The 20,720-nt window shown below is 69.9% G+C and carries 16 protein-coding genes and 23 tRNA genes; 31 read left to right on the top strand and 8 right to left on the bottom strand.

Annotated elements, in window-relative coordinates; translation table 11 throughout:
• Positions 1-236: 236 nt before the first annotated feature.
• Positions 237-2,345: a PhoX family protein gene (locus tag ABD211_RS17985; RefSeq protein ID WP_344132836.1), complete on the top strand. Its 2,109-nt coding sequence runs from the start codon at positions 237-239 to the stop codon at positions 2,343-2,345.
• 6 nt (positions 2,346-2,351) lie between these two features.
• Here the strand turns inward: ABD211_RS17985 and ABD211_RS17990 are convergent, their stop codons facing one another.
• Entirely contained in the window at positions 2,352-3,452 is a 1,101-nt protein-coding gene (locus ABD211_RS17990; protein WP_344132840.1) for an AI-2E family transporter, read from the bottom strand.
• A gap of 163 nt (positions 3,453-3,615) precedes the next feature.
• Between ABD211_RS17990 and ABD211_RS17995 the strand changes: the two genes are divergently transcribed.
• A complete protein-coding gene (locus ABD211_RS17995) occupies positions 3,616-5,256 on the top strand; it encodes an RICIN domain-containing protein (RefSeq protein ID WP_344132843.1) in 1,641 nt (546 codons plus the stop codon).
• 26 nt (positions 5,257-5,282) lie between these two features.
• Here the strand turns inward: ABD211_RS17995 and ABD211_RS18000 are convergent, their stop codons facing one another.
• Positions 5,283-7,013: a class I SAM-dependent methyltransferase gene (locus ABD211_RS18000; protein WP_344132846.1), complete on the bottom strand. Its 1,731-nt coding sequence runs from the start codon at positions 7,011-7,013 to the stop codon at positions 5,283-5,285.
• A complete protein-coding gene (locus tag ABD211_RS18005) occupies positions 7,010-7,837 on the bottom strand; it encodes a hypothetical protein (protein ID WP_344132849.1) in 828 nt (275 codons plus the stop codon). The genes ABD211_RS18000 and ABD211_RS18005 overlap by 4 nt, the downstream gene beginning before the upstream one ends.
• Positions 7,838-8,021: 184 nt before the next feature.
• On the opposite strand from ABD211_RS18005, the gene ABD211_RS18010 reads away from it, so the two are divergent.
• On the top strand, positions 8,022-8,957 hold the full coding sequence (locus ABD211_RS18010) for an aldo/keto reductase (protein ID WP_344132852.1): 936 nt from the start codon (positions 8,022-8,024) through the stop codon (positions 8,955-8,957).
• Between the two features lie 34 nt (positions 8,958-8,991).
• Here the strand turns inward: ABD211_RS18010 and ABD211_RS18015 are convergent, their stop codons facing one another.
• The gene (locus ABD211_RS18015) at positions 8,992-9,426 is read right to left on the bottom strand and encodes a hypothetical protein (RefSeq protein ID WP_344132855.1); all 435 of its coding nucleotides are present in this window, start codon (positions 9,424-9,426) and stop codon (positions 8,992-8,994) included.
• Positions 9,427-9,507: 81 nt separating this feature from the next.
• On the opposite strand from ABD211_RS18015, the gene ABD211_RS18020 reads away from it, so the two are divergent.
• The 3 genes from ABD211_RS18020 (at position 9,508) to ABD211_RS18030 (ending at position 11,418) form a co-directional block, all read left to right on the top strand.
• Entirely contained in the window at positions 9,508-10,281 is a 774-nt protein-coding gene (locus ABD211_RS18020) for an SDR family NAD(P)-dependent oxidoreductase (RefSeq protein WP_344132858.1), read from the top strand.
• 291 nt (positions 10,282-10,572) lie between these two features.
• The gene (locus ABD211_RS18025; protein ID WP_344132861.1) at positions 10,573-10,848 is read left to right on the top strand and encodes a hypothetical protein; all 276 of its coding nucleotides are present in this window, start codon (positions 10,573-10,575) and stop codon (positions 10,846-10,848) included.
• A 96-nt stretch (positions 10,849-10,944) separates the two neighbouring features.
• Positions 10,945-11,418 (top strand): flavin reductase family protein, encoded by a 474-nt coding sequence (locus ABD211_RS18030; RefSeq protein WP_344132864.1) that lies wholly within the window; start codon positions 10,945-10,947, stop codon positions 11,416-11,418.
• 67 nt (positions 11,419-11,485) lie between these two features.
• On the opposite strand, the gene ABD211_RS18035 is transcribed toward ABD211_RS18030, so the two are convergent.
• Together ABD211_RS18035 and ABD211_RS18040 are read right to left on the bottom strand one after the other, a co-directional pair.
• Positions 11,486-12,019 (bottom strand): hypothetical protein, encoded by a 534-nt coding sequence (locus ABD211_RS18035; RefSeq protein WP_344132867.1) that lies wholly within the window; start codon positions 12,017-12,019, stop codon positions 11,486-11,488.
• Positions 12,020-12,138: 119 nt separating this feature from the next.
• Positions 12,139-13,578: a glycoside hydrolase family 16 protein gene (locus ABD211_RS18040; RefSeq protein WP_425560450.1), complete on the bottom strand. Its 1,440-nt coding sequence runs from the start codon at positions 13,576-13,578 to the stop codon at positions 12,139-12,141.
• Positions 13,579-13,822: 244 nt separating this feature from the next.
• Here ABD211_RS18040 and ABD211_RS18045 point away from each other — a divergent pair, with 244 nt between their 5' ends.
• The 24 genes from ABD211_RS18045 to ABD211_RS18160 all read left to right on the top strand — a co-directional run bounded on the left by ABD211_RS18045 (position 13,823) and on the right by ABD211_RS18160 (position 17,096).
• A complete protein-coding gene (locus ABD211_RS18045) occupies positions 13,823-14,620 on the top strand; it encodes a TIGR02452 family protein (RefSeq protein WP_344132870.1) in 798 nt (265 codons plus the stop codon).
• A 409-nt stretch (positions 14,621-15,029) separates the two neighbouring features.
• Positions 15,030-15,102, top strand: a tRNA-Trp gene (locus tag ABD211_RS18050).
• Between the two features lie 109 nt (positions 15,103-15,211).
• Positions 15,212-15,284 (top strand) — tRNA-Pro (locus ABD211_RS18055).
• Positions 15,285-15,304: 20 nt separating this feature from the next.
• Positions 15,305-15,378 (top strand) — tRNA-Glu (locus ABD211_RS18060).
• Positions 15,379-15,399: 21 nt separating this feature from the next.
• Positions 15,400-15,473, top strand: a tRNA-Gln gene (locus ABD211_RS18065).
• A gap of 5 nt (positions 15,474-15,478) precedes the next feature.
• Positions 15,479-15,551, top strand: a tRNA-Thr gene (locus tag ABD211_RS18070).
• A 4-nt stretch (positions 15,552-15,555) separates the two neighbouring features.
• A tRNA-Ala gene (locus tag ABD211_RS18075) sits at positions 15,556-15,629 on the top strand.
• Positions 15,630-15,634: 5 nt separating this feature from the next.
• A tRNA-Leu gene (locus ABD211_RS18080) sits at positions 15,635-15,716 on the top strand.
• A gap of 5 nt (positions 15,717-15,721) precedes the next feature.
• A tRNA-Asp gene (locus tag ABD211_RS18085) sits at positions 15,722-15,793 on the top strand.
• Between the two features lie 5 nt (positions 15,794-15,798).
• Positions 15,799-15,886: transfer RNA gene (locus ABD211_RS18090), tRNA-Ser, on the top strand.
• A gap of 1 nt (position 15,887) precedes the next feature.
• Positions 15,888-15,961 (top strand) — tRNA-Ile (locus ABD211_RS18095).
• A 5-nt stretch (positions 15,962-15,966) separates the two neighbouring features.
• Positions 15,967-16,040: transfer RNA gene (locus tag ABD211_RS18100), tRNA-Arg, on the top strand.
• A gap of 7 nt (positions 16,041-16,047) precedes the next feature.
• Positions 16,048-16,131 (top strand) — tRNA-Ser (locus ABD211_RS18105).
• A gap of 8 nt (positions 16,132-16,139) precedes the next feature.
• Positions 16,140-16,223, top strand: a tRNA-Ser gene (locus ABD211_RS18110).
• A 5-nt stretch (positions 16,224-16,228) separates the two neighbouring features.
• Positions 16,229-16,313, top strand: a tRNA-Ser gene (locus ABD211_RS18115).
• Between the two features lie 4 nt (positions 16,314-16,317).
• Positions 16,318-16,390 (top strand) — tRNA-Lys (locus ABD211_RS18120).
• 5 nt (positions 16,391-16,395) lie between these two features.
• A tRNA-Arg gene (locus tag ABD211_RS18125) sits at positions 16,396-16,471 on the top strand.
• 1 nt (position 16,472) lies between these two features.
• Positions 16,473-16,544: transfer RNA gene (locus tag ABD211_RS18130), tRNA-Arg, on the top strand.
• 79 nt (positions 16,545-16,623) lie between these two features.
• Positions 16,624-16,694 (top strand) — tRNA-Val (locus ABD211_RS18135).
• A gap of 5 nt (positions 16,695-16,699) precedes the next feature.
• Positions 16,700-16,774, top strand: a tRNA-Glu gene (locus tag ABD211_RS18140).
• 5 nt (positions 16,775-16,779) lie between these two features.
• Positions 16,780-16,852, top strand: a tRNA-Asn gene (locus tag ABD211_RS18145).
• Positions 16,853-16,854: 2 nt separating this feature from the next.
• Positions 16,855-16,930, top strand: a tRNA-His gene (locus ABD211_RS18150).
• Position 16,931: 1 nt separating this feature from the next.
• Positions 16,932-17,012 (top strand) — tRNA-Tyr (locus ABD211_RS18155).
• An 11-nt stretch (positions 17,013-17,023) separates the two neighbouring features.
• A tRNA-Arg gene (locus ABD211_RS18160) sits at positions 17,024-17,096 on the top strand.
• 2 nt (positions 17,097-17,098) lie between these two features.
• Here the strand turns inward: ABD211_RS18160 and ABD211_RS18165 are convergent.
• Positions 17,099-18,043 carry a hypothetical protein gene (locus ABD211_RS18165; protein WP_344132873.1) on the bottom strand — a complete coding sequence of 315 codons (945 nt, stop codon included), beginning with the start codon at positions 18,041-18,043 and terminating at the stop codon, positions 17,099-17,101.
• 406 nt (positions 18,044-18,449) lie between these two features.
• Here ABD211_RS18165 and ABD211_RS18170 point away from each other — a divergent pair, with 406 nt between their 5' ends.
• The gene (locus ABD211_RS18170) at positions 18,450-18,902 is read left to right on the top strand and encodes a hypothetical protein (protein WP_344132876.1); all 453 of its coding nucleotides are present in this window, start codon (positions 18,450-18,452) and stop codon (positions 18,900-18,902) included.
• A 7-nt stretch (positions 18,903-18,909) separates the two neighbouring features.
• Here ABD211_RS18170 and ABD211_RS18175 read toward each other — a convergent pair whose 3' ends face one another.
• A complete protein-coding gene (locus ABD211_RS18175; RefSeq protein ID WP_344132878.1) occupies positions 18,910-20,448 on the bottom strand; it encodes an FG-GAP and VCBS repeat-containing protein in 1,539 nt (512 codons plus the stop codon).
• Positions 20,449-20,720 lie beyond the last annotated feature (272 nt).

Raw genomic sequence — 20,720 nt, forward strand, 5'->3', positions numbered from 1 at the left:
CCCAGATGCACGTCTCCCGACTCCTCACCCGCGCCCTCACCAAGCTGCGCGGAGAGCTCGACCCCACGGTCTGAGCGATACAGGACCGAAGCGGCTGCCCCGCGGTTCGCGGGGCAGCCGCTTTGTCGTGCGCCGATTCATTCGGGGTTCAACGGATGGCCGCCCGCAGATCACCACGCGCGCCTACCGTCCGCCGGGAACAGGCCGTTCCCTCCTGAAGAACCCTGAGGACAACCATGCCCGAGCCCTCGCGCCTGCTGCCGCTGTCCGGCGGCGCACACGGCACCGCCCGGTCCCCCATGACCTGCCTCTACCGCTGCGGCAACGCCTGCGACCACCCGGTGCCCAACCAGACCGACAACGAGTACCTCGGCGATCTCATCAACACCGGCCTGAGCCGGCGCGGCCTCATGCGGGCCGGCGCCCTCGGCGCCCTCGTGCTCGGCGTGTCCAGCGCCGTCGAGGCGGCGGTCCCCGGAGGGGCGGCCGTCGCGGCGCCGACCGTGGGGGCGGCCAAGCCGGCGCCCGGCACCGGCGAACTCACGTTCAAGCCCATCCCGCCGAACAAGCTGGACACGGTCATCGTGCCCAACGGGTACGACCACGCGGTCGTGATCCGGTGGGGCGACGAGGTCGTGCCCGGGGCGCCCGACTTCGACCCGTACAACCAGACGGCGGCGGCGCAGAGCAGGCAGTTCGGCTACAACAACGACTTCGTCGCCGTGGTGCCGCTGGACAGGGACTACCGGCGGGCGCTGCTCGTGGTCAACCACGAGTACACCAACGAGGACCTCATGTTCCCCGGCTTCACGACGCTCGACGCGCTCACCCCCGAGCAGCGCCGGATCTCGCTGGCCGCGCACGGCCTGTCCGTGGTGGAGATCGAGCGGGTGGACGGCACCGGCGGGTGGCAGGTCGTGCGGCGCGGCTCGCGCCGGTACAACCGCCGCGTCACGGCGCTGGCCACGAAGTTCCAGCTGACCGGGCCGGCCGCGGGCAGCCCGCTGCTGCGTACGACGGCGGACCCGACCGGCACCACCGTGATCGGCACGCTCAACAACTGCGCCGGCGGCGTCACCCCGTGGGGCACGATCCTGTCGGGCGAGGAGAACTTCAACCAGTACTTCGTGGGCGGCGACGCCGCCGCGGCCGCCGGCGCGGACACCAGGGCCAGGCTCGACCGGTACGGCATCACCACGTCGACCCGGTACCCGAGCGGCAACCGCAAGTGGGACCTCGTGGATCCCCGCTTCGACCTGGCCCTGAACCCGAACGAGGCCAACCGGTTCGGCTGGATCGTCGAGCTGGACCCGTTCGACCCGGACTCGCGCCCCCGCAAGCACACGGCGCTGGGCCGGTTCAAGCACGAGGGTGCCACGGCCATCCTGTCGAAGGCCGGCCACGCGGTCCTGTACATGGGTGACGACGAGCGCTTCGACTACCTGTACAAGTTCGTCTCGAGCAAGCCCATGAAGAAGGGCGACCCGGCGTCGGCGCGTAGGCACAACCTGACGCTGCTGGAGTCGGGCACGCTGTACGTGGCGAAGTTCGGCTTCACCTCGACCGTGGACGGCACGGGCGCCCTGCCGGCGGACGGGGGGTTCAACGGCACCGGCCAGTGGATCCCGCTGGCCCGCGACGGCGTGTCGCTGGTGCCCGGTAGGACCATCGAGGACGTGCTCATCTTCACCCGGCAGGCCGGGGACGCGGTGGGCGCCACGAAGCTGGACCGCCCCGAGGACGTCGAGGCCAACCCGCTCACCGGCAAGGTGTACGCGGCGCTGACCAACAACACGAACCGTGGCGTCGGCTCGAACCCGGGCGTGGACGAGGCGAACCCGCGCGTCCGCAACCGGCACGGCCACGTCATCGAGATCACCGAGGACGGCGACGACAACGCCGCCGAGACGTTCACCTGGGACCTGTTCCTGGTGTGCGGCGACCCGGCCGACCCGGCCGGCGAGGTCACCTGGTTCGCCGGGTACGACAAGACGAAGGTGTCGCCGATCTCCTGCCCGGACAACGTGGCGTTCGACCGGTTCGGCAACCTGTGGATCTCCACGGACGGCAACGCGCTGGGCTCCAACGACGGCCTGTTCGCCGTGCCGCTGGAGGGCCCGGAGCGGGGTCACGTGAAGCAGTTCCTGACCGTGCCGCTCGGCGCGGAGACCTGCGGCCCGGCGCTGACCGGCGACGGCCGCTCGGTGTTCGTCGCGGTGCAGCACCCGGGTGAGATCACCGGGGCGAGCTTCGACAAGCCGGCGTCGACGTGGCCGGACGGCAACTACGCCCGCCCGGCGGTCGTCGCCTCCTGGCGCCTGGACGGCCGCGCGGTCGGCGCGTAGCGCAACCTAGGGGGAGGCGGTCACCGGCTCGGTGGCCGCCTCTTCCTCTTCTTCGGCCTCGTCGCGGGCGCGGAGACGGTCGCCGATGATGACCCGCAGGGCGGCGGCGAGCGGGATGGCGATCAGCGCGCCGATGAGTCCCAGCGCGGTCGCGCCGACGAGGGCCACGAAGAGCACCGCGAGCGACGAGATCTCCACGGTGTTCCGCAGCACGCGCGGCGCGATGAGGTAGTTCTCCAGCAACTGGTAGAGCCCGAAGAACAGGGCGACCAGGATGGGCGTGGTCCAGGTCTCCGAGCTGGCCAGCGACACGATGACGCAGATGGCCGCGCCGAGCGTCGCCCCGATCAGCGGGATCATGTCCGCGATCGCGACGAGCAGTGCCAGCGGCAGCGCGAACGGCACCCCCAGGATCAGCAGCGCCACGAACGTCGTCACGCCGGCGATCGCCGAGATCAGCAGGTTGCCGATCATGTATGAGCCGACCTTGTCGATGACGAGGTTGGTGACCTCGAAGACCGCCGGGCGGAAGCGCTTCGGGAACAGCCGGGCGAGGCCGCGCCGCAGCCGGGGCAGGTCCAACATCAGATAGATCGTCAGAACCACCACCAGGAGTACGGACACGACGGCACCGAGCACCTGCCGGGTGATGGTGACGGCCTGGGTGCCGACCTTGCCGGGCACGTCGCGTACCCACGCGTCGACCGCGGGTTGGAGGTTCAGCCGGCTCTCCAGCTGCGAGAGGCCGGGCGAGCGTTCCCGCAGCCGTTGCAGGTAGCCGGGAAAGTCGGTGGTGAGGGCACGCGCCTGTTCCAGCAGCGTCGGCGCGAAGAGCCAGATGAGCGTGGCGGTGAGTGCGACCGTCACGAACGCGATGATGGCGACCGCGTGCGCGCGCTTGACCCGTCGCGCGATGAGCCACCGGACGATCGGGTCGAGGCCGACGGCGAGGAACACCGCGATGACGACCTGCACGAGCAGCGCGCGGGCGGCATAGACGAGCACCGCCGCGACGGCGACGGCGAGTACCGCGAGCGCGCCGGCGGCGCACCAGCCGAAGACCCGCGCGGGGCCGACAGGTTCTTTCTCGGGGGCGACCTCTGTCACGCCTGGTCACGTACCCCGGATCGGTTCGGGGCAAGCGCGCGCAATTGACTACATCGCAACCCTTCTATATGTTGCGACGTAACAATTAGGAAAGGCCTTTCCTCGCGATACGGGCTCCGTGGCCGGCCGTTCCGTCCCACCGCCACCCAGGGGAGGAAACTCCATGTCACCACCCAACCGCCCGCCGCGCCGTCGCTGGCGGCTCGCGGCGATCCTGGCCACCACCCTCGGCCTGGTCGCGAGCGCGGCGGCGATCGGCCTGACGCAGGCCAGCGCGGCGACCGTCAACACCAGCGCCTGGTACGTGTTCGTGAACCGCAACAGCGGCAAGGCCATGGACCTGTGGGAGTGGTCCACGGCCGACGGCGGCCAGTTGCGGCAGTACACGCGCACCAACGCCAACAACCAGCAGTTCCAGTTCGTCGACATGGGCTCGGGCTACTACCAGCTGCGCAACCGGCACAGCGGCAAGGTCGTCGCGGTGCCCAACGCCACCGACGGCGCCCAGGTCATCCAGACCACCGCCTCGTCGGACACCAAGCAGCAGTTCACGCTCAAGGACTCGGCCGGCGGCTACGTGCGGTTCCTCAACCGCCACTCCGGCAAGGCCCTGGAGATGTGGGAATGGTCCACGGCCGACGGCGGCGTCGTCTCGCAGTACGCCGACCTCGACGGGGCCAACCAGCAGTGGCAGCTCGTCCAGGTCGGCACCGGCGGCACCACCCCGACCACCGGCTCCAGCGGGGGCGGCAGCGGCTGCGGCAGCGGCAGCTTCAACGCCGAGGTCACGGTCAGCGGCAGCACCTGGACGGCCCGCAACGGTTCCACCACCGTGTACACGGGCACCAGCATGCTGTCGGCGATGCAGGGCGCGGTGAACAGCCTGTCCGCGGGCCGCACCAGCAAGCAGCGCGTCGTCGTGCGCGGCTCCGGCTCGGTCAGCGCCGCGTCGCGCCTGTCGCTCCCGTCGTACACCATCCTGGATGTCTGCGGGACGATCAACGTGACCGGTTCGGGCTCGGGGGACATGGCTCCGGTCTACTCCCGCGGCACCCGTGACGTGGAGATCCAGAACCTGAAGGTGACCGGCACGCCGGTGTACGGGATCTTCCTGCGCAGCGTCGACAACGTGATCCTCGGCCAGATCGACATGCGCCTGTCGTCCGGGCTGGGCGTGCGCATCGACAACTACGGCAACACGTCCGTGATGGCCAGGAACTACCGCGTCGACAACGTGTACGTCTCCGGCGCCAGCTCGCACGCCCTGGAGACCTACGGCGTCGACGGCATCACCATCGGCACCGTCACGGCCCGCAGCGTCGGGGAGTCGGGTCTGCTGCTCAACCAGACCATCAACGCCACCGTCGGCACGGTCGACGCGGAGAACGCCGGCACCGGCACCGGGTACGCGGCGTTCCGCATCGCCAACCGCGCCGGGCGCATCGGCTCGTCCTACCCGGTCAACATCCGGGTCGGGCTGGTCAAGGCGCGCGGCGGCGGTCGCGGCATCTTCTGCGTCTCCGAGAGCGGCGGCGCGCTGATCGACCGGGTCGACATCGCCAACACCGGCAACAACGCGATCCTGCTGGAGAACTGCTACGGGACCACGATCGCCGGATCGTCCGGCACGATCAGCGGCGGCGGTGAGGTCCGGATCGCGTCCCGGACCGAGTTCCCGGCGTCGGCGAACAACACGCTGAAGAACCTCACGGTGTCGAACGTCAACATCCGCCTGTCGCCGTGCGGCACGAACAACGTCATCACCAACGTGACCCGGGTGAACTCCACGCTCACCTGGTGCTGAGTCCGGTCACGCCCCGGGGGGTGCGGTCAGCCCGTACTCCCCGGGGTGTCGCCCTTGGCGGCGTTGGCCGCGAGGCGCAGCGCCCGGCCGCCGTCGCGGCGCAGCGAGCGGTAGAAGGCCTTTGCCAGCATGAGCAGCTTGCCGAAGAAGCTGCGGCGGAACAGCTGGACCTCCCAGTCCATGCGGCTCAGCGCGTTGTCGCGCGAGCCGATGATGTGCTCGGTCCACTCCCGTTCGGCGAGCAGGTGGCTGACCTGGTAGCGCTGGCGCCACAGGGCCTCCTCCAGCTCCCGGTAGCCGGCGACGTCGATCGTGGGCCGGCCCGGCTGCACGGCGAGCAGGTCGGCACGGCGCGCCCGCTCGTCGGTCAGGCTCAGGTCGCCGTCCGCCGCGTCGAGCGCCACCTGCAGGTCGATGGCCGCGCGCAGGTCCTCGGCGCGCAGCGGCCGGCCGACCGTGGCGGCCAGGATCGACACGAGGTCCAGCGCGCTCGACGTGAGCGCCCACGGGTGCGGATGCCCGCCGGTGATGAGGCGCACCGCGATGTTCCACAGCGCCCGGGCCACGACGACGTCGACCGGCACCGGGTCGATCGGCTCCCACGTCGGCGGCACGGGTCGCAGGTCGTACCCGTCGTCCAGCAACGTCTCCGCCGTGGCGAGCGCGGCCGGCCCGGCGATCACCCCGCCCTCGGCCCGCCCGTCGAGCCAGGCGACGAGCCGCTGCAGTTCGGCCCGCAGGCCGGCGACGTCGACGTGGGCGAACAGCGGCAGCAGCCGCTCCTCCAGGATCAGCCCGGCGAGGTCCGCCTGTGGTGCGGTGACGCGGCGCAACCCGTGCCGCTCCACGGGCGCGGCGCTCTCCAGCACGCGCAGGCCGGTCGATGACAGCTCGTACGTGTAGCCGTCGCTGGCGACCACCTCGTGGCGCGCGAGCGTGCACCCGCGCCGCGCGATCGTGAGCCACCCCGGCGCCATCGTCCCCTCGGCGCCGGCCGCCAGCGCGCGGGCCGTGAGCCGGCGGGGGTCGCTGAGCACCGGCACCTCCCGGTACGCGGCCGTGAAGGCCCGCGACAGCACCGCGCCGAGCGGCCCGCGCAGCGGCGCGGCGACGTCGCCGAACAGCCCCGACCCGACGAGGACGGTGGCCGTGTCGGGCGTCGGGTACACCGCGTAGACGGCCGCCTCGGGCAGCCCGTGCAGGTTCAGCTTGCCGCGCACCTGGTCGAGCGAGGCGGCCCAGCCGCGTACGGGGTACCAGGCGGCGTCGGAGTCGTAGTGGCCGGCCGGGTTGAGCTCGACGAGCCGGTGCACCCCGAGCGGGTTGTCGGTCATCAGGGCGAGCGCGCCGTCGGGTTCGACAACGGTCGCGAGGATGCGCAGCACCTCGGCCGGCGCGGCCTGTCCGCCCTCGGTGGAGCCGAGCCGGTCCAGGCCGTCGGCGGCGACGACGAGGTCGTACCGGACGGTCTCGTCGAGCTTGACGACGCTGCCGCACAGCACCTCGGCGGCCGGGAAGGTCCTGTCCAGCCGGTCGGCGTCGAGGACGGACCGGGCCAGGCAGCTGACCTGAGCGCCACGGTCGATCAGCGCCGCGATCAGCGCGTCGTCGTGCGGGCCCGCGACCAGCACCCGCTGCCCGGGGGCGGCCAGTTCGGTGAGCACGTGGCGCAGCGCGCCGCCGGCGGCGACCTTCGGGCCCCGTGCCGGGTCGTGGTCGCTCCACGAGTACATCTCCCCGCCGATGCGCGTGATCATCGGGCGTCACCCTCCCAGCCGAAATGGGTCCGCAGCTCCGCGGGGCTCATGAGAACGTCGGCGCCGAGCTCGCGGCGCGCGAGTTCGCGGCACGCCGCAGTGTCGGTCCGGTGCCCGTAGACCTCCGGCCACTGCCGGCGCAGCCGGGGCTCGCCGCCGAAGGTCTGGTCATCGTTCTCGAGCGTCATGGGGTCGCCGTAAACGGCGGCTGCACAGCCGGCCAACAGTCCGTACCAGATGGCGCTGCACAGCCGGTTGGACACCACGCGCCGGTGCCGGCGCAGCTCGGCGAGCTGCCGCACGAGAAACCCACGGTCGTGGTCGCGCCACCAGAAGCCCCGGTACCCGTGGCAGATCACCCGGAACCCCGCCTTCTCGTACGCGCGCCGCACCGGCTTGGACCGGTACTCGTTCCAGTAGAGGCAGATGGTGATGGGGCCGTCCTCGACCGACCGCAACTCGTCGATCATGCGGTGGTGGTCACCGTTGACGAGCTGACCCTCCCACCCGTGGAAGGGGTAGAAGATCGTCCCCTCGCGCCCGGCGGCCGGCGGCTCGGGCTCCAGCGCGACGAGGTAGGCGAACGGCGCGCCGGTGACGATGACCTCGCGGCGGCCCTGGGACCACGCGCGCCGGCGGGTCTCCTCCGACCACACGAACAGCTTGCTGCCCGCCACGAACGGCACGCCGGGGGCGAGGCCGTCGCCGATGTTCCAACCATGCTGCAGATAGCCGCGCATGCGCGGCGGATGCAAGGGTTGCGGCAATTCACAGTAACGCGCCAGCACGTGGGCATGACCGTAGTAATAATTCGCGTGATGCACGTCGCCGTCCCACACTCCCCGGGTTCAAGGCGAGCCCACCATACCCGCCGGCATGGGGAGATCCGCGGCGCGCGGGTTGTTTTGCCCGCTGTTGGCCGCGCGTTTCTTCGCCGTTCAACTACTCTTTTAATATCAGCACGGATCTATTTGATTAACCCGGGGTGCAATGGTTTCTAATGACCCCGTGAACACCGTGTCGGACGCGCCGCCCCGGCTGCCCGTCGCCCGCCGCGGCGACTACGCGCAGTCGCGCCTCGTCCTCGGCACCGCCCAGCTCGGCATGGCCTACGGCGTCGCCAACCGCGCCGGCCGCCCCGCCGACGACGTCGCCGCGCGCCTGCTCGCCACCGCCGCCGACCTCGGCGTCACCCACCTGGACACCGCACGCGCCTACGGCGACAGCGAGGACCGCATCGGCGACCTCGCGACCGACCTGCCGCTGCGCGTCGTCACCAAGGTCGCGCCGCAGGGACCCGACGCGACGCCCGCGTCGGTGCGGGCCAGCGTGACGCGCAGCCTGGCCGCGCTACGCCGCCCGGGCCCGCACACGTTGCTGTTGCACCGCGCCGCCGACGCCGCGGTCGGCTGGCCCACCCTCCACGAGTACGCCGCGACCGGCGCGGCCGACCGGATCGGCGTCTCGGTCCAGTCCCCCGACGAGCTGCGCTCGGTGCTGACCCTGCCCGGCCTGGGCTACGTCCAGCTGCCCTGCAACGCCCTGGACCGCCGCTGGCTCGCCCCCGACCTGGCGGCCCTCCTCGCCGGCCGCCCCGAGCTCGTCGTGACGGTCCGCAGCGTGTACCTGCAGGGTCTGCTCACCGCCGGCCGCGCCGTCACCTGGCCGCACGTCACGGACGCCCACCGCGACACCATCGTGGACAGCCTCGACCGGGTCGCCGCCGCGCTGGGCCGGGCGGACCGCGCCGACCTCTGCGTCGCCTACGTCCTGTCCCTGCCGTGGGTCACGTCGATCGTGGTCGGCGCCGAGACGGAGGCCCAACTCCGCCGCAACGCGGCGCTGGCGGCCCGCCGCCCCCTCACCCCCGCGGAGGGCGCGGTGGTCCGCGCCGCCCTCCCCGACATCCCCGCCCCCCTCCTGGACCCCGCCCAATGGCCCTGACCCGCCCCACCAACCTCCCGCCCTCGACGCCCCGTCACCCCCACCGCGCCACAAATTGCTCACATCTGGTGGAGGCCCCGCCCACCGACCCGACCACATGTCCACAGTTGGCGGGGTCACCGGCCGCCCACCCGACCACATCTGCACAGTTGGCGGGCTCAATCACCCTCTGCGCCACCACATGCTCACAGTTGGCGAGCTTCAGCAGCCACAACCCCGCCACATGCTCACAGTTGGCGGGCTCCAGCGGCCACAACGCCACCACATGCTCACAGTTGGCGAGGCTCCGCCGCTCGCGCTCGCCAGATGTGCGCAACTGGCGGCCGACCCGGGCATTGCGCTCGCCGTCTGTGCACATCTGGCGAAGTGTGGGGCCCTCCTCGCCGCCAGGTGTGCACAGTTGGCGATGCTCGAACGTGGCCACCCCGCCGAATGCGCACGGATCGCCATACTCCGCCGCGGCCACCACGCCAGATGCGCACAGATGGCCGGGTTGGGAGGCGCGTCGCGACGGATTCCGGCCGCGACCAGGCGATTGTTGGGGGGCGGCGTGAGCACGGAGCTGTTCGATCTTTCGGGGCGCAGCGCGGTCGTGACCGGGGCTACCGGACGGCTCGGGCGGGAGATGACGCGGGCGTTGGTCGACGCCGGGGCGCGGACGTTCGCCGTCGCGCGCGACGCGGAGCGGCTGGCCGGGCTCGCCGTCGAGACGGGCTGCCTGACGGTGCGGTGCGACGTGACCAGCGACGCGGACGTGGTCGCGCTCGGCGAGACGGTGCGCGCGGACGCCGCGCGGCTGGACGTACTCGTGCATAACGCGCACGTGGGCCGAGGCGGATCGCTAACCTCGACCAACGCGGCGGAGTTCGCCGAGGCCACGGACCTGGCCCTCGGCGCGTTCGCGCGCCTGCTCGCGGCCACGCGCGACCTGCTCGAAGCGGCCACCGCCGACGGCTCGCCTTCGGTGATCACGGTGGCGTCCATGTACGGCCTGGTCGCGCCCCGGCTCGACATCTACGACTCGCCGGACGCGCGCAACCCGCCGTTCTACGGCGCGGCGAAGGCGGGGTTGCTACAGCTCACCCGATATGCGGCCGTGGAGTTGGCACCGCGGGGCATCCGCGTCAACGCCATCACGCCGGGCCCCTTCCCCGGCGACGGTGGCGACCCGGCGTTCCTCGAGCGCCTGGCCAACCACGTGCCACTGGGACGCGTCGGACGCCCCGAGGAGATCGCCACCGCGCTGCTGTTCCTCGCGTCGCCGCGGTCGAGCTTCGTCACCGGCACCAATGTCGTGGTCGACGGCGGCTGGACCGCCTGGTAGCGGCCCCACCAGGGCCTTGATCACCGACGACACGCATGTGATCATTTCCCGACTGCGCTGCACGGGGAGGATTGCTGTGCGTACCTCGATCAACCGTCCGGCGCCGTCACCACGTTCCGCTCCAGCGGCGGCGAGCTCGTGCCGGTGACTGCCTGGTCCAGCCGCACGATCACCAACTCGGTGGTCGACGGCGTCCTCGAGTTCGGCACCCCCTTGGTGTAACCGGCGCGGTCACAGGTGTTTCAGCTGCGCTCCCGGTGGGCAAACCGCTCAACGACGAGGAGGTATGCGATGCGTTTGTTGACGTTGGCGGCCGGCGTGGCGGTCGGTTATGTGCTCGGTACGCGCGCGGGTCGGGAGAAGTACGACAAGATCGTCGAGGGTGCCCGTAACCTCGCCGACCAGCCACCCGTGGTGCAGGCCAAGCACAAGATCCAGGAAATCGTGGGCGCCGGCACCGACGCCGCCGGCCGCAAGCTGAACGCGGCCACGGACGCCGTGACCCACAAGCTCGACACGGTCGCGGCGTCGAAGAAGAGCCCCGGGAGCACGGTCACAACCCCGTGACGCGCGAGGACGCTAGTGGATCTTCAATCCCCCGAAGATCCACTAGCGTTCGTACACAGGTTCTATCCACAGGCTGTGGGTGAGAAGGATCCGGCGGTGGAAGCGTCAACATTCGACCGGTTCACGGGTCAGCTCGACTACCCGATGTTCGTGCTCACCGTGCCGGGCAGCGGGTGCCTCATCGGCTTCGCCACCCAGTGCAGCATCGATCCGCCCCGGTTCCTCGCCTGCCTGTCGAAGGCCAACCACACCTACCGCGCGGCGGCGCGCGCCCTCGCGGTCGCCGTACACCGCCTGGGTCCAGCCGACCACGACCTGGCCGAGCTGTTCGGGACCGAGACGGGCGACGAGGTGGACAAGCTCGCGCGGTGCGCCTGGCGGCCCGGCCCGCACGGCGTCCCCCTGTTGGACCGCTGCCCCGCGTGGCTGGTCGGCGAGATCGACTCGCGCGTCGACCTGGGCGACCACGAGGGCCTGCTGCTGCGCCCCATCGAGGTCGGGCCCGGCGCCGACACACCGCCGCTCATGTTCGCCGCGGTCCGCGACCTCAACGCCGGTCACGGGGCCTAGCCGGGGCGGACGGACGTCCTTGTCCACCCGCCCCGAGGACTCAACGACGACGGGGCGGGCGCGGTAGCTACCCGAACGACGGCACCGTAGCGAGCGAGTACGCGGCGGACAGCAGCAGCACGGCGCCCGACCCGAGCCCGGTCACGGCACTCGTGGCGATGCCCCGCTGCCGTGCGACGTGCACGGACCCCAGCGCCACCAGGGTCACGAGCGCGGCCGGCACATGCAGGAACGGGTACTCGAGTATCACTGCGACCGGGAAGAGGTGCAGGCCCACGATGAGCGCCACCCACGCCGGCACGACGTCAGGCTGCCGGCGCGCCAGGACGGCGGCCCCGAGCCCCGCGAGGACCACCTCGAACGCGACGACGACGCCGAACTGCGGCCCCGTGGTGTCGTCGAAGACGGTCCCGTCGTTCCAGTGAATGATCATGAGCGTAACGCCCGCGACGATGGCGGCGACCGACAGCACCGAGCCCGCGATCAGGTACGGACGCAGTCGCCGTGGTGGCGCCTCCTGCGCCCAACCGAACCACACCGAGGCGAAGAAGCCGAAGATGGCGCCGGTCGCGGCGGCATCACGGACGAACGCGGCGAGCATGCGTGCCTCCACAGGAGACGGACCGGGGCGGTTGCACGCTAGCAAGGTTTCCGGACATGGACGTGCTGTGGCCGCAGCGGACGGGTCCGCTGCGGCCACAGTGTGGTGATGGTGCGTCGTTACCTGCGGAAGATGAACCAGTCGACGTTGACGAAGTCGGCCGACTGGCCACTGGAGAACGTCAGGTACACCGTGTGCTTTCCGGTGACCGCGTTGACGTTGGCCGGCACCTCCCGGAAGCTGCTCCAGCCGCCGGTGTTGGCGATGGCGAAGCTGCCGATCGGGTTGTTGCTGAGACTGTCGATGCGCACCTGGACGAGGCCGCTGGCCCCACCGGCGATGCCGGAGGAGACCCGGGCCACGAAGTCCTTCGGCGAGGTGGACCCGAAGTCGACGTTGTCGTAGCGGGCCCAGTCACCGTTGGCGAGGTAACCGATCTGGTCGGCGCCGGCGACGACGCCGGACTGGGCGTTGAACGACTCGGCCTGGATCGTGCTGTACGCGCTGCGGGTGCCGCTGCTCGACGAGGTCGGCGCCGCCGTGGTCGGGGTCGACGACGTGGGCGTGGTCCCGCTGCCACCCTTGGTGTAGACGGCGACGTAGTCGACGAGCATCGGCTTGCCCGACACCGTCGAGCTGGTCGGCGTGGAGTAGCCGGCCACGCCGTTCGGGAACGCGCCACCCATGGCGACGTTGAGCAGGATGAAGTACCCCTCGTGGCTGGTCATGTCCGACCAGTACGAGCCGACCTGGCTCTGCGACACGGAGAAGAACTGCACGCCGTCGACGTACCACCGCAGGACCTGCGGGCTCACGCTGGTGTCCCACTCGATCGCGTACGTGTGGAAGTTGCCCTGGCAGCTGCTGTTCGGGCAGGCGCGGGTCGCGCCGAGGCCCTGGGTCTCGTTGCAGGGACCGCCCGGGTTCACGCCGCAGTGCAGCGTCCCCCAGACCTGGTTCATCCCGTTGACGTTCTCCATGATGTCCAGCTCGCCGATGCCCGGCCAGTTCCAGTAGTTGCCCCGGTAGGGGGAACCCAGGGCCCAGAACGCCGGCCAGTAGCCCATGGCGGAGCTGCCGGTGACGTTCGGCATGGCGATGCGGCCCTCGATGCGCAGCACCCCACCGGACGGCGGCTTGAAGTTCGTCCGCTTGGTCTCGATGCGGGCCGAGGTCCACTGCCCGGAGCTGCTCTTGATGGGCGTGATCTTCAGGTTGCCCGAACCGTCCAGGCTGATGTTCTGCGTGTTGGTGGTGTACGTCTGGATCTCACCGGTGCCGAAGTTGGCCGGCCCGTTGGGGTACTGCGTCCCCGTGGTGAAGATCCAGTTATTGGACGACGGGAGGGTGTTGGCCGACCCGGTGAAGTCGTCGCTCCATTGCAGCGACCATCCCGACGGCGTCGACGGGACGGATGCGTTGGCGTTGACCGTCACCGCCGCGGTGCCCGCCAGGACGGTGGCGGCAACAGCAGCGAGCATCACGCGCCGACGGCGGCGCCGTACGGGCTTCGGCGCGTGGCTGGGCGCCGGTTCGGTGGGGGTCACGGGGAACCTCATCAACAGATGGTGGGACGCGGCCACCGGTCGGCGGCACACGGAGAGCGCTCTCACGTTTCTAGGACGTTAAGGGCATGACTGTCAATGGCTAACTCTGCGTATTGCCAATGGCCAGGTTGTTGACCCGCGCGACCCGAAACAGAGGCGGCCACATCGCGCAGAGAGCGCTCTCTCACAGCCTTATCGCGTTGATCGATCCAGGTCGCGCTGACTACCGTGACCCCGTGCGAAAGTTTCAGGTCCGATGAGCGCGCGACTGCGGGAGATCGCCCGGCAGACCGTGGCCATCGCCGAGGCCGGCGAGTACACCACCCCGTCCGGCCGGCGCGCCCGCATCGGCGACGCCGTCGCGGCCGCCATCGCCGGCACCCGCCACTACCTGCCCGACGACGTCGTGACACCCACCGGCCCGACGGCCACGCCCACCATCGAGGTGACCCACGAGTCCACTCTGGCGGCCGCCCGCCGACTCGGCAACGACGTCGCGGCCCTGGTCTTCGCGTCCGCGAAGAACCCCGGCGGCGGCTTCCTCGGCGGCGCCAAGGCGCAGGAGGAGAGCATCGCGCGCTCCTCCGCCCTCTACCCCTGCCTGCTCGCCGCGCCCGACTTCTACGCGTACCACCGCGCGCAGCGCGACCTGCGCTACAGCGACCGCGTCATCTACGCCCCCGGCGTCCCCGTGTTCCGCGACGACAAGGGCGACCTGCTCGACGAGCCGCACCAGGCCGCGTTCCTCACCGCCGCCGCGCCCAACCTCGGCGCCGTCGTGCGCAACCAACCCGAGAACACTGACGATGTACCGGCGGTCCTGCGCCGACGGGCCCGCCGCATCCTCGAGGTGGCGGCCGCCCACGGCCACCGCACCCTGGTCCTCGGCGCCTGGGGCTGCGGCGTCTTCCGCAACGACCCGGCGACGGTCGCGCACGCGTTCGCCGACACGCTCCGCGAGGTCCCCCGCTTCGACCGCGTCGTGTTCGCGATCTACGACAACCTCCCCCACACCCCCGTCCACGCCACCTTCGCGTCCACCTTCGCGCGGTAGGCCGTCACGGTTATTGGCCTTACGTGCCGCACAGGTGCCCCGCATTCCGCACGCGATTGGCCATACCTCGGGTGCACCCCTGGCACGCCGCCCCCGGGCACTGCCGCTCGACTACGACGAACTCTGCTCGTAAATACCATTGCCTCGTGGTTCGGGTGCCCCTATCTTTGACGTCAGCACTCAGGCACACCGAGCAGAAAACGGAGTCAGACATGTTGCGGCACACCTCGAATGAAGCGCAGCGGCCGATGCCGCGCGTCGAGGCCGCCATATCCAGAGTCTGGCGATCGTATGACCGCGAAAACAACCACGCCGAGGGTCGGTGGCGCCGCTAGCAGCAGCTTGCTGGCGAATCACTCCGCCGCCCTCCCGGCCCCGGGACGGCGGCGTTCTTTATTTCCGCATTCTTACGGGTGTAGCTCAACTGGCTGAGCAACGGCCTCCAAAACCGTCGGTTGCAGGTTCGACTCCTGTCGCCCGTGCGCCATTCCTCTACCCAGAGGTATTGAATATTGTCAATTCCATAGTGGATAGCAGTAGGCCACCGGCCGCCGGCGCTCCAATAGCGGGCGTCGGCCGCCGGTGACACTTCGGGATCGCGTGGCACGGTGACCACGCTTGCTTTGGGAGCAAGAGGCACGGGGTTCGACTCCCCGGTTCCCGACGATGGGGTCGTACCCCTCTGGACCGTCGGAGCAGCTGGAAAGCTCATCGCGTTCTCAGCGCGAAGATCATGGGTTCGAGTCCCATACGGTCTACGCAAGATCATGCAAGCACCTTGGGAACTGGTGTAACCGGCAACACGCCCGGCTCTGACCCGGGAGACGTGGAGGTTCGAATCCTCCGTTCCCAGCTCATGCCGACGAAGCACAGCAGGATGTGCGCCCGCCTTGTAAGCGGGAGGTGGCCCGTTCGAGTCGGGTCGTCGGCTTTACGGGCCCGTAGCTCATGTCGGTAGAGCGCCCGCCTTGCAAGCGGGAGGTGACGGGTTCGAGACCTGTCGGGTCCACGCACGCGTTCGTGGTGGAACAGGTAGACACGCCGTTCTCAAACAGCGGTGCCGCAAGGCGTGGGGGTTCGAGTCCCCCCGGACGTACACATGCCCTGTTAGCTCAGCGGGAGAGCGCTCGACTGTCGATCGAGAGGCGGCCGGTTCGACACCGGTACGGGGCGCGCACGGAGGGTTGGCCGAGAGGCTGAAGGCACCGCGTTGCTAGCGCGGAGCGGGTCACACCGCCGGGGGTTCGAATCCCTCACCCTTCGCCACGCCGTCGTGGCCCGCGAGGTAAGGGCGCTGCGCTGATATCGCGGAGGCAGCAGGTTCGACTCCTGCCGACGGTACTCATGCCCCTGTAGCTCATCTGGAGAGAGCGCCGGTTTACGAAGCCGGAGGTGACAAGTTCGAGTCTTGTCAGGGGCACGCACATGGAGGAGCTAGCCGACGTGGTGACGGCACCCCGTTCGAAGCGGGACGAGCGAAAGCCTTGGGGGTTCGAATCCGCCCTCCTCCGCGATACCTGGAAGGTGACCGGCTGGTCGAGGGGCACCGTTGGAAACGGTGTACAGGGTCACACCTGCGCGCGTTCGAATCGCGCACCTTCCGCTCGTGGAGACGCCAGCCGATTGGCGCCGGCCACCGCCTTGAAAGCGGTTGAGGCATCGTCCTGTGCGCGTTCGACCCGCGCCGTCTCCGTCACGCGCCGCTAGCTCAGTTGGTAGAGCTCTCGCCTCTTAAGCGATAGGTCGCAGGTTCGAGCCCTGCGCGGCGCACATCTCCCCCGGCAGCTCGACGGACCGAGCGGTCGCCTTCTAAGCGAACGGTTGCCAGTTCGACTCTGGCCCGGGGGACCATCTCCTGCTAGCTCAACGGACAGAGCAGCCGCGTCCTAAGCGGAGGATCCGGGTTCGATTCCTGGGCGGGAGATGCCGGTGCGGGTGTGGTGGAGCTGGAACCACACGAGAGTCATGATCTCGAGACGCCGTTCGAATCGGACACCCGCCACGTTCTGGTAGCTCAGCGGAAGAGCGCTGTCCTGACGCGACAGAGGTCGGGGTTCGACTCCCTCCCGGAACACGCATGGCGCGGTGGGCGAACTGGTAGAGCCGCCCGGTTTTCACCCGGGACATGTGCGGGTTCGAGTCCCGTCCGCGCTTCTCATTCCCCGGTAGCTCAGTTGGCAGAGCGGATCCCTGTTAAGGATCTTGTCCCAGGTTCGAGTCCTGGTCGGGGAGCGGTGGCTGTAGCTCAGCGGCAGAGCGCCCGGCTGTGACCCGGGAGGTCGCGCGGTTCAAATCCGGCCAGTCACCCCAGGGGAGCGCGCCAGAGTTGGAGAGCTGGGGCCGCCTGTAAACCGGTTGCGACGCTGAGGGGGTTCGAATCCCTCCGCTCCCACGCACGTCACTGCCTTCGTAGCTCAGCGGAGAGAGCACCGGCTTCCGAAGCCGGGGGTCGCTGGTTCGAATCCCGCCGGGGGCACGTCACATTATTTCGACGGCGTCTCGTGCGACAATGCGATGTGGAGGCGTACCGGGAAACCGCGGGGGATGAACCTCCGGAAGCCCTTGCCGCAAAATCGGCGCAAGCGTACGCCAAACGCGTTCGACTGCCTCATCGGAGTAGTCGCGGTAATCATGGGTTGCTAGAAGCCAAACACCACCAGCGTCCATTGGTCGAACCTCAACGAAGGCCCCACTACGTGAAAGACCGTCCGCACCGCCGACTTGGTCGGCGAGATCTTGAGGAACGATGGTCAGCCAGGAATAGCCGCGGAGCCACTGCCGGCATTCGTTAACCGTAAAGTCCGGACCCGAATGCTGACGTGGGTAGGTCCGACGTGGAAGCGCGTCCTCCAGCGCCGTTACTCCATCTGAGTACCAGTAGGCGACGTGACCGAATCCGGGATCGGTTTGGTTGGCAAACGACCAAAGGGCATCCAGGTACTGTCGTTGAGCCTGGGGACCCGACAACCGGTCGAGAAATACACTTTCGTCGACGAAGGCGTGCAGTCGCAACCAGTTCGGCGTAGTTTCGACATGGCGTACAGACAAATTCGCTATCCGTCCAGACCGATGGCCGTGCTCATCTAGGTTGCCAATCCACAGGTGCGTCTCATACGGCAGGTCGTCGAGTTCAGACCGTAGCCATTGCAGACCCAACGTGGAACAGTTCATTTCTGTCGTGTCGATGCCTCGTTCCGTTTTGCGCCAGGTATCGACCACACCGAAGACACTGCCCGCATCGCCTAGCGGTCCGAACGGTCGCGCGCTTTGCTGCACTTCACCTGGAAGGTGGGCCAGCTGCTGGCGGGCGTCGCCCGCCAGCAGCTGCGACACGTCGTCGATCCAGTGGTACGCCAACTCTCCTGGGTCACGCCGTGAAACATCCACGTTGAGCTGGAGATCGAGGGTCAAGCTCTGGTTCATTCTTGTTCCTTCGGGCGCACCATCGGCTGTGAACGCGTCTATCAAGACGCTCTCAGCGCACAACAGGTCAGGGACATCATGAACTCATAGCATCGGTTCAGGTTCGTCGCCCGCCGAAGGCGCCAGGCTGCTATCCACTATGGAGTACGCGGGGGAGCGTTGGGCCTCAGCCGCCCCTCATGAGGGCGGCGTGCCCGGTTCGACACCGGGACCCGCGACACCGCCGTCACCTCCCAGCCCGATCTGTCGACGGTTCGGCGTGATGGTCGTGGAGGACAACCCGGACTGGCTGCTGTGTGTCGACGGCGATGCGGGCCGAACGCCACGTACGGTCAGATGGTGTACCAGGGTTCGTTCAGCAGGGCACCCGCCCCCGGGTTACGCGTCGAGTGGGCGGCGCACGCCTGTGACTGGTAGCCCTGAATTCCTCGCGGCCCGCGAGCGCGCCGCCGCCCGCGTCGAGGTGCTGACCGGTCGGTACTACGTCGTGGACGGGGAGCTTCTCCCGGCGGCGAGTGCGTCCTGGCACGCGGAGGGCGCGGCCGTGGTGGTCGACGCCGACTATCCGGGGGCCAGGCAGGACCACTCCGGCCGCTGGTTCGCGTACGTGCCGGTCGCGCAGGTCACCGCGGTCGTCCGGTTCACGACGTGGGCACGCCACGACGGCGGAGGCCGCCTGGAGGTGCTCGCCCGCGACGGGGACACGGTCCGGGCGACCTGGTTCCGGGGCGACAACAACGACGCGGGCGAGACGATCCCGGCCGGGTTCATCTGGGAGAAGAACGACGACTACTACTACGGGACCGTCCGGTGGGACGAGCTGCGCGACGTGACCGTCGAGCAGACGTTCCTCCGGTAGGGATCAGCTACCCGAGCGGCGCGCCGAGCGTGAAGCCCTCCCCCACGACGCCATTGGTGAGCGTCGCCGCGCTGGTGCCGGTGCCGCTGACGACGGCCCCGGCAGCGCTCAGTTTCAACAGGTTGAAGGCGCCGGCGCGGGAAAACGTGCCCAGCGTTTCGCCCCGCGCACCGACGACGAGCGTCGAACCGTGCACGAGCCGCAGCGATGAGCCGAACAGGTCGCCGCTCTCGTTGGCCCCTGGGACGTTCGCGGTGTTCTGCGAGTACGCCTGCGCGCCGGTACCGACCAGGGTCGACTTGTTGCTGGTCAGCATGGTGACCGAGCCGGCCTCAAACGCGGTGCCGAGGTCCTCGCCCGGCGAGCCGACGAAGAGGTCGGCCGCGCCGTCACCCGTACGGTCCGCGAGCAGCACCGTCTCGCCGAACCGGTCGCCCGCCTCCGCCGCGCCCGGGATGCCCGCGGTGTCCTGGCTGAACGCCTGCGCGCCGGTGGCGGTCAGCCCCGACGTCGCGCCGCGCAGCACGGTCACGCCTCCGGCGCTGATCCGGGTCCCGATCGCCTCGCCCGGGGCGCCGATAGCGAGATCGACCCTGCCGTCGCGGTTCACGTCACCGGCGGCGAGGGACATGCCGAACGCGTCGGCGAACTCGGCCGCCCCGGGAACACCGGCCGTGTTCTGCGACCAGGCCTGACTGCCGGTGGCGGTCAGGCCGCTGGTGGTGCCACGCAACACGACCACGGAGCCGTTGTGCGCCGGCATACCGTCGCGGTCCGGGATCGACGATTCACCGGGCAGCCCTACCGCCAGGTCGGCGCGTTTGTCGCCGGTGAAGTCGGCCAGCACGACGCTGTGTCCGAAAAGGTCGCCCTTCTCGCCGGCGCCCGGCACGCCGGCGGTGTCCTGGGTGATCCACTGGCGTCCGGTGGCGGTGAGCCCGGACGCCGCACCGTAGAGCACCGCCACCCCGCCGCCGTTCGCCGTCTGTTCCTGGCCTACCGCCAGGTCGTCGCGTCCGTCCCCGTTGATGTCCCCGGCCGCGAGCGCCGCGGCGAACCCGAAGACGCCGGCGGTGATCCCGAGGTCCACCTGCCGGAACCGGACCACGTCGTTGGCGGTGAGGCCACTCACGGAGCCGTAGAAGACGACCATCCGGCCGGTGTTCGGGGCGCCCGCGGCGAGGTCGGCGTAGCAGTCGTCGTTGAAGTAGCCGCTGGCCAGCGCCGTACCGAGCTGGTGCTCGCTGTTGAAGTCGCCCGGCCCGAGGATGTCGGCGAACACGGGCGTCGCGCGGTCGAAGTACTGGTTGCCGGCGGTGCCAGTGCCGCTCGCGGTCCCGTAGAGCACGCGCACGGCGCCGCCGTTGCGGCCCACCTCGCCGACCGCGAGGTCGCTGATCGTGTCGCCGTTGAAGTCGCTGGCGATCTTCGTCGCGCACCCGGCGGCGGCGGCGGGCCCGGCTCCCCACAGTGCCACGGCCATGAGCGCCGACACGGGCAGCAGCGCGGCCGAAGCCCGAATAACACGTGCTCGAACCCTGGTCATGGCGCTCCCCCGTGGCATCGGTGCGCCGATCATGGGCGGCGCGGTGCGGAGATCCTGCCATGACGCGATAAGGTCCGCCATCCCGCGTCTTCATACACATGTTCTATCCACAGACTGTGGAGACGGTCAGCGGCTGTCGCGGCGGCCCTGTTTGCGGGCGGTCGCCGCGGAGGCGGCCGCCTGACGCTTCCGGGCCGCCTGCGCGGCTCCCGGTGTCGCGCGGCCGGCGGGCGCCCGTTTGGTGGCCGCCTGCGGGCCGGCGCCGCGCCGCG

It is taken from the genome of Luedemannella flava (genome assembly GCF_039528515.1).
GTDB lineage: Bacteria > Actinomycetota > Actinomycetes > Mycobacteriales > Micromonosporaceae > Luedemannella > Luedemannella flava.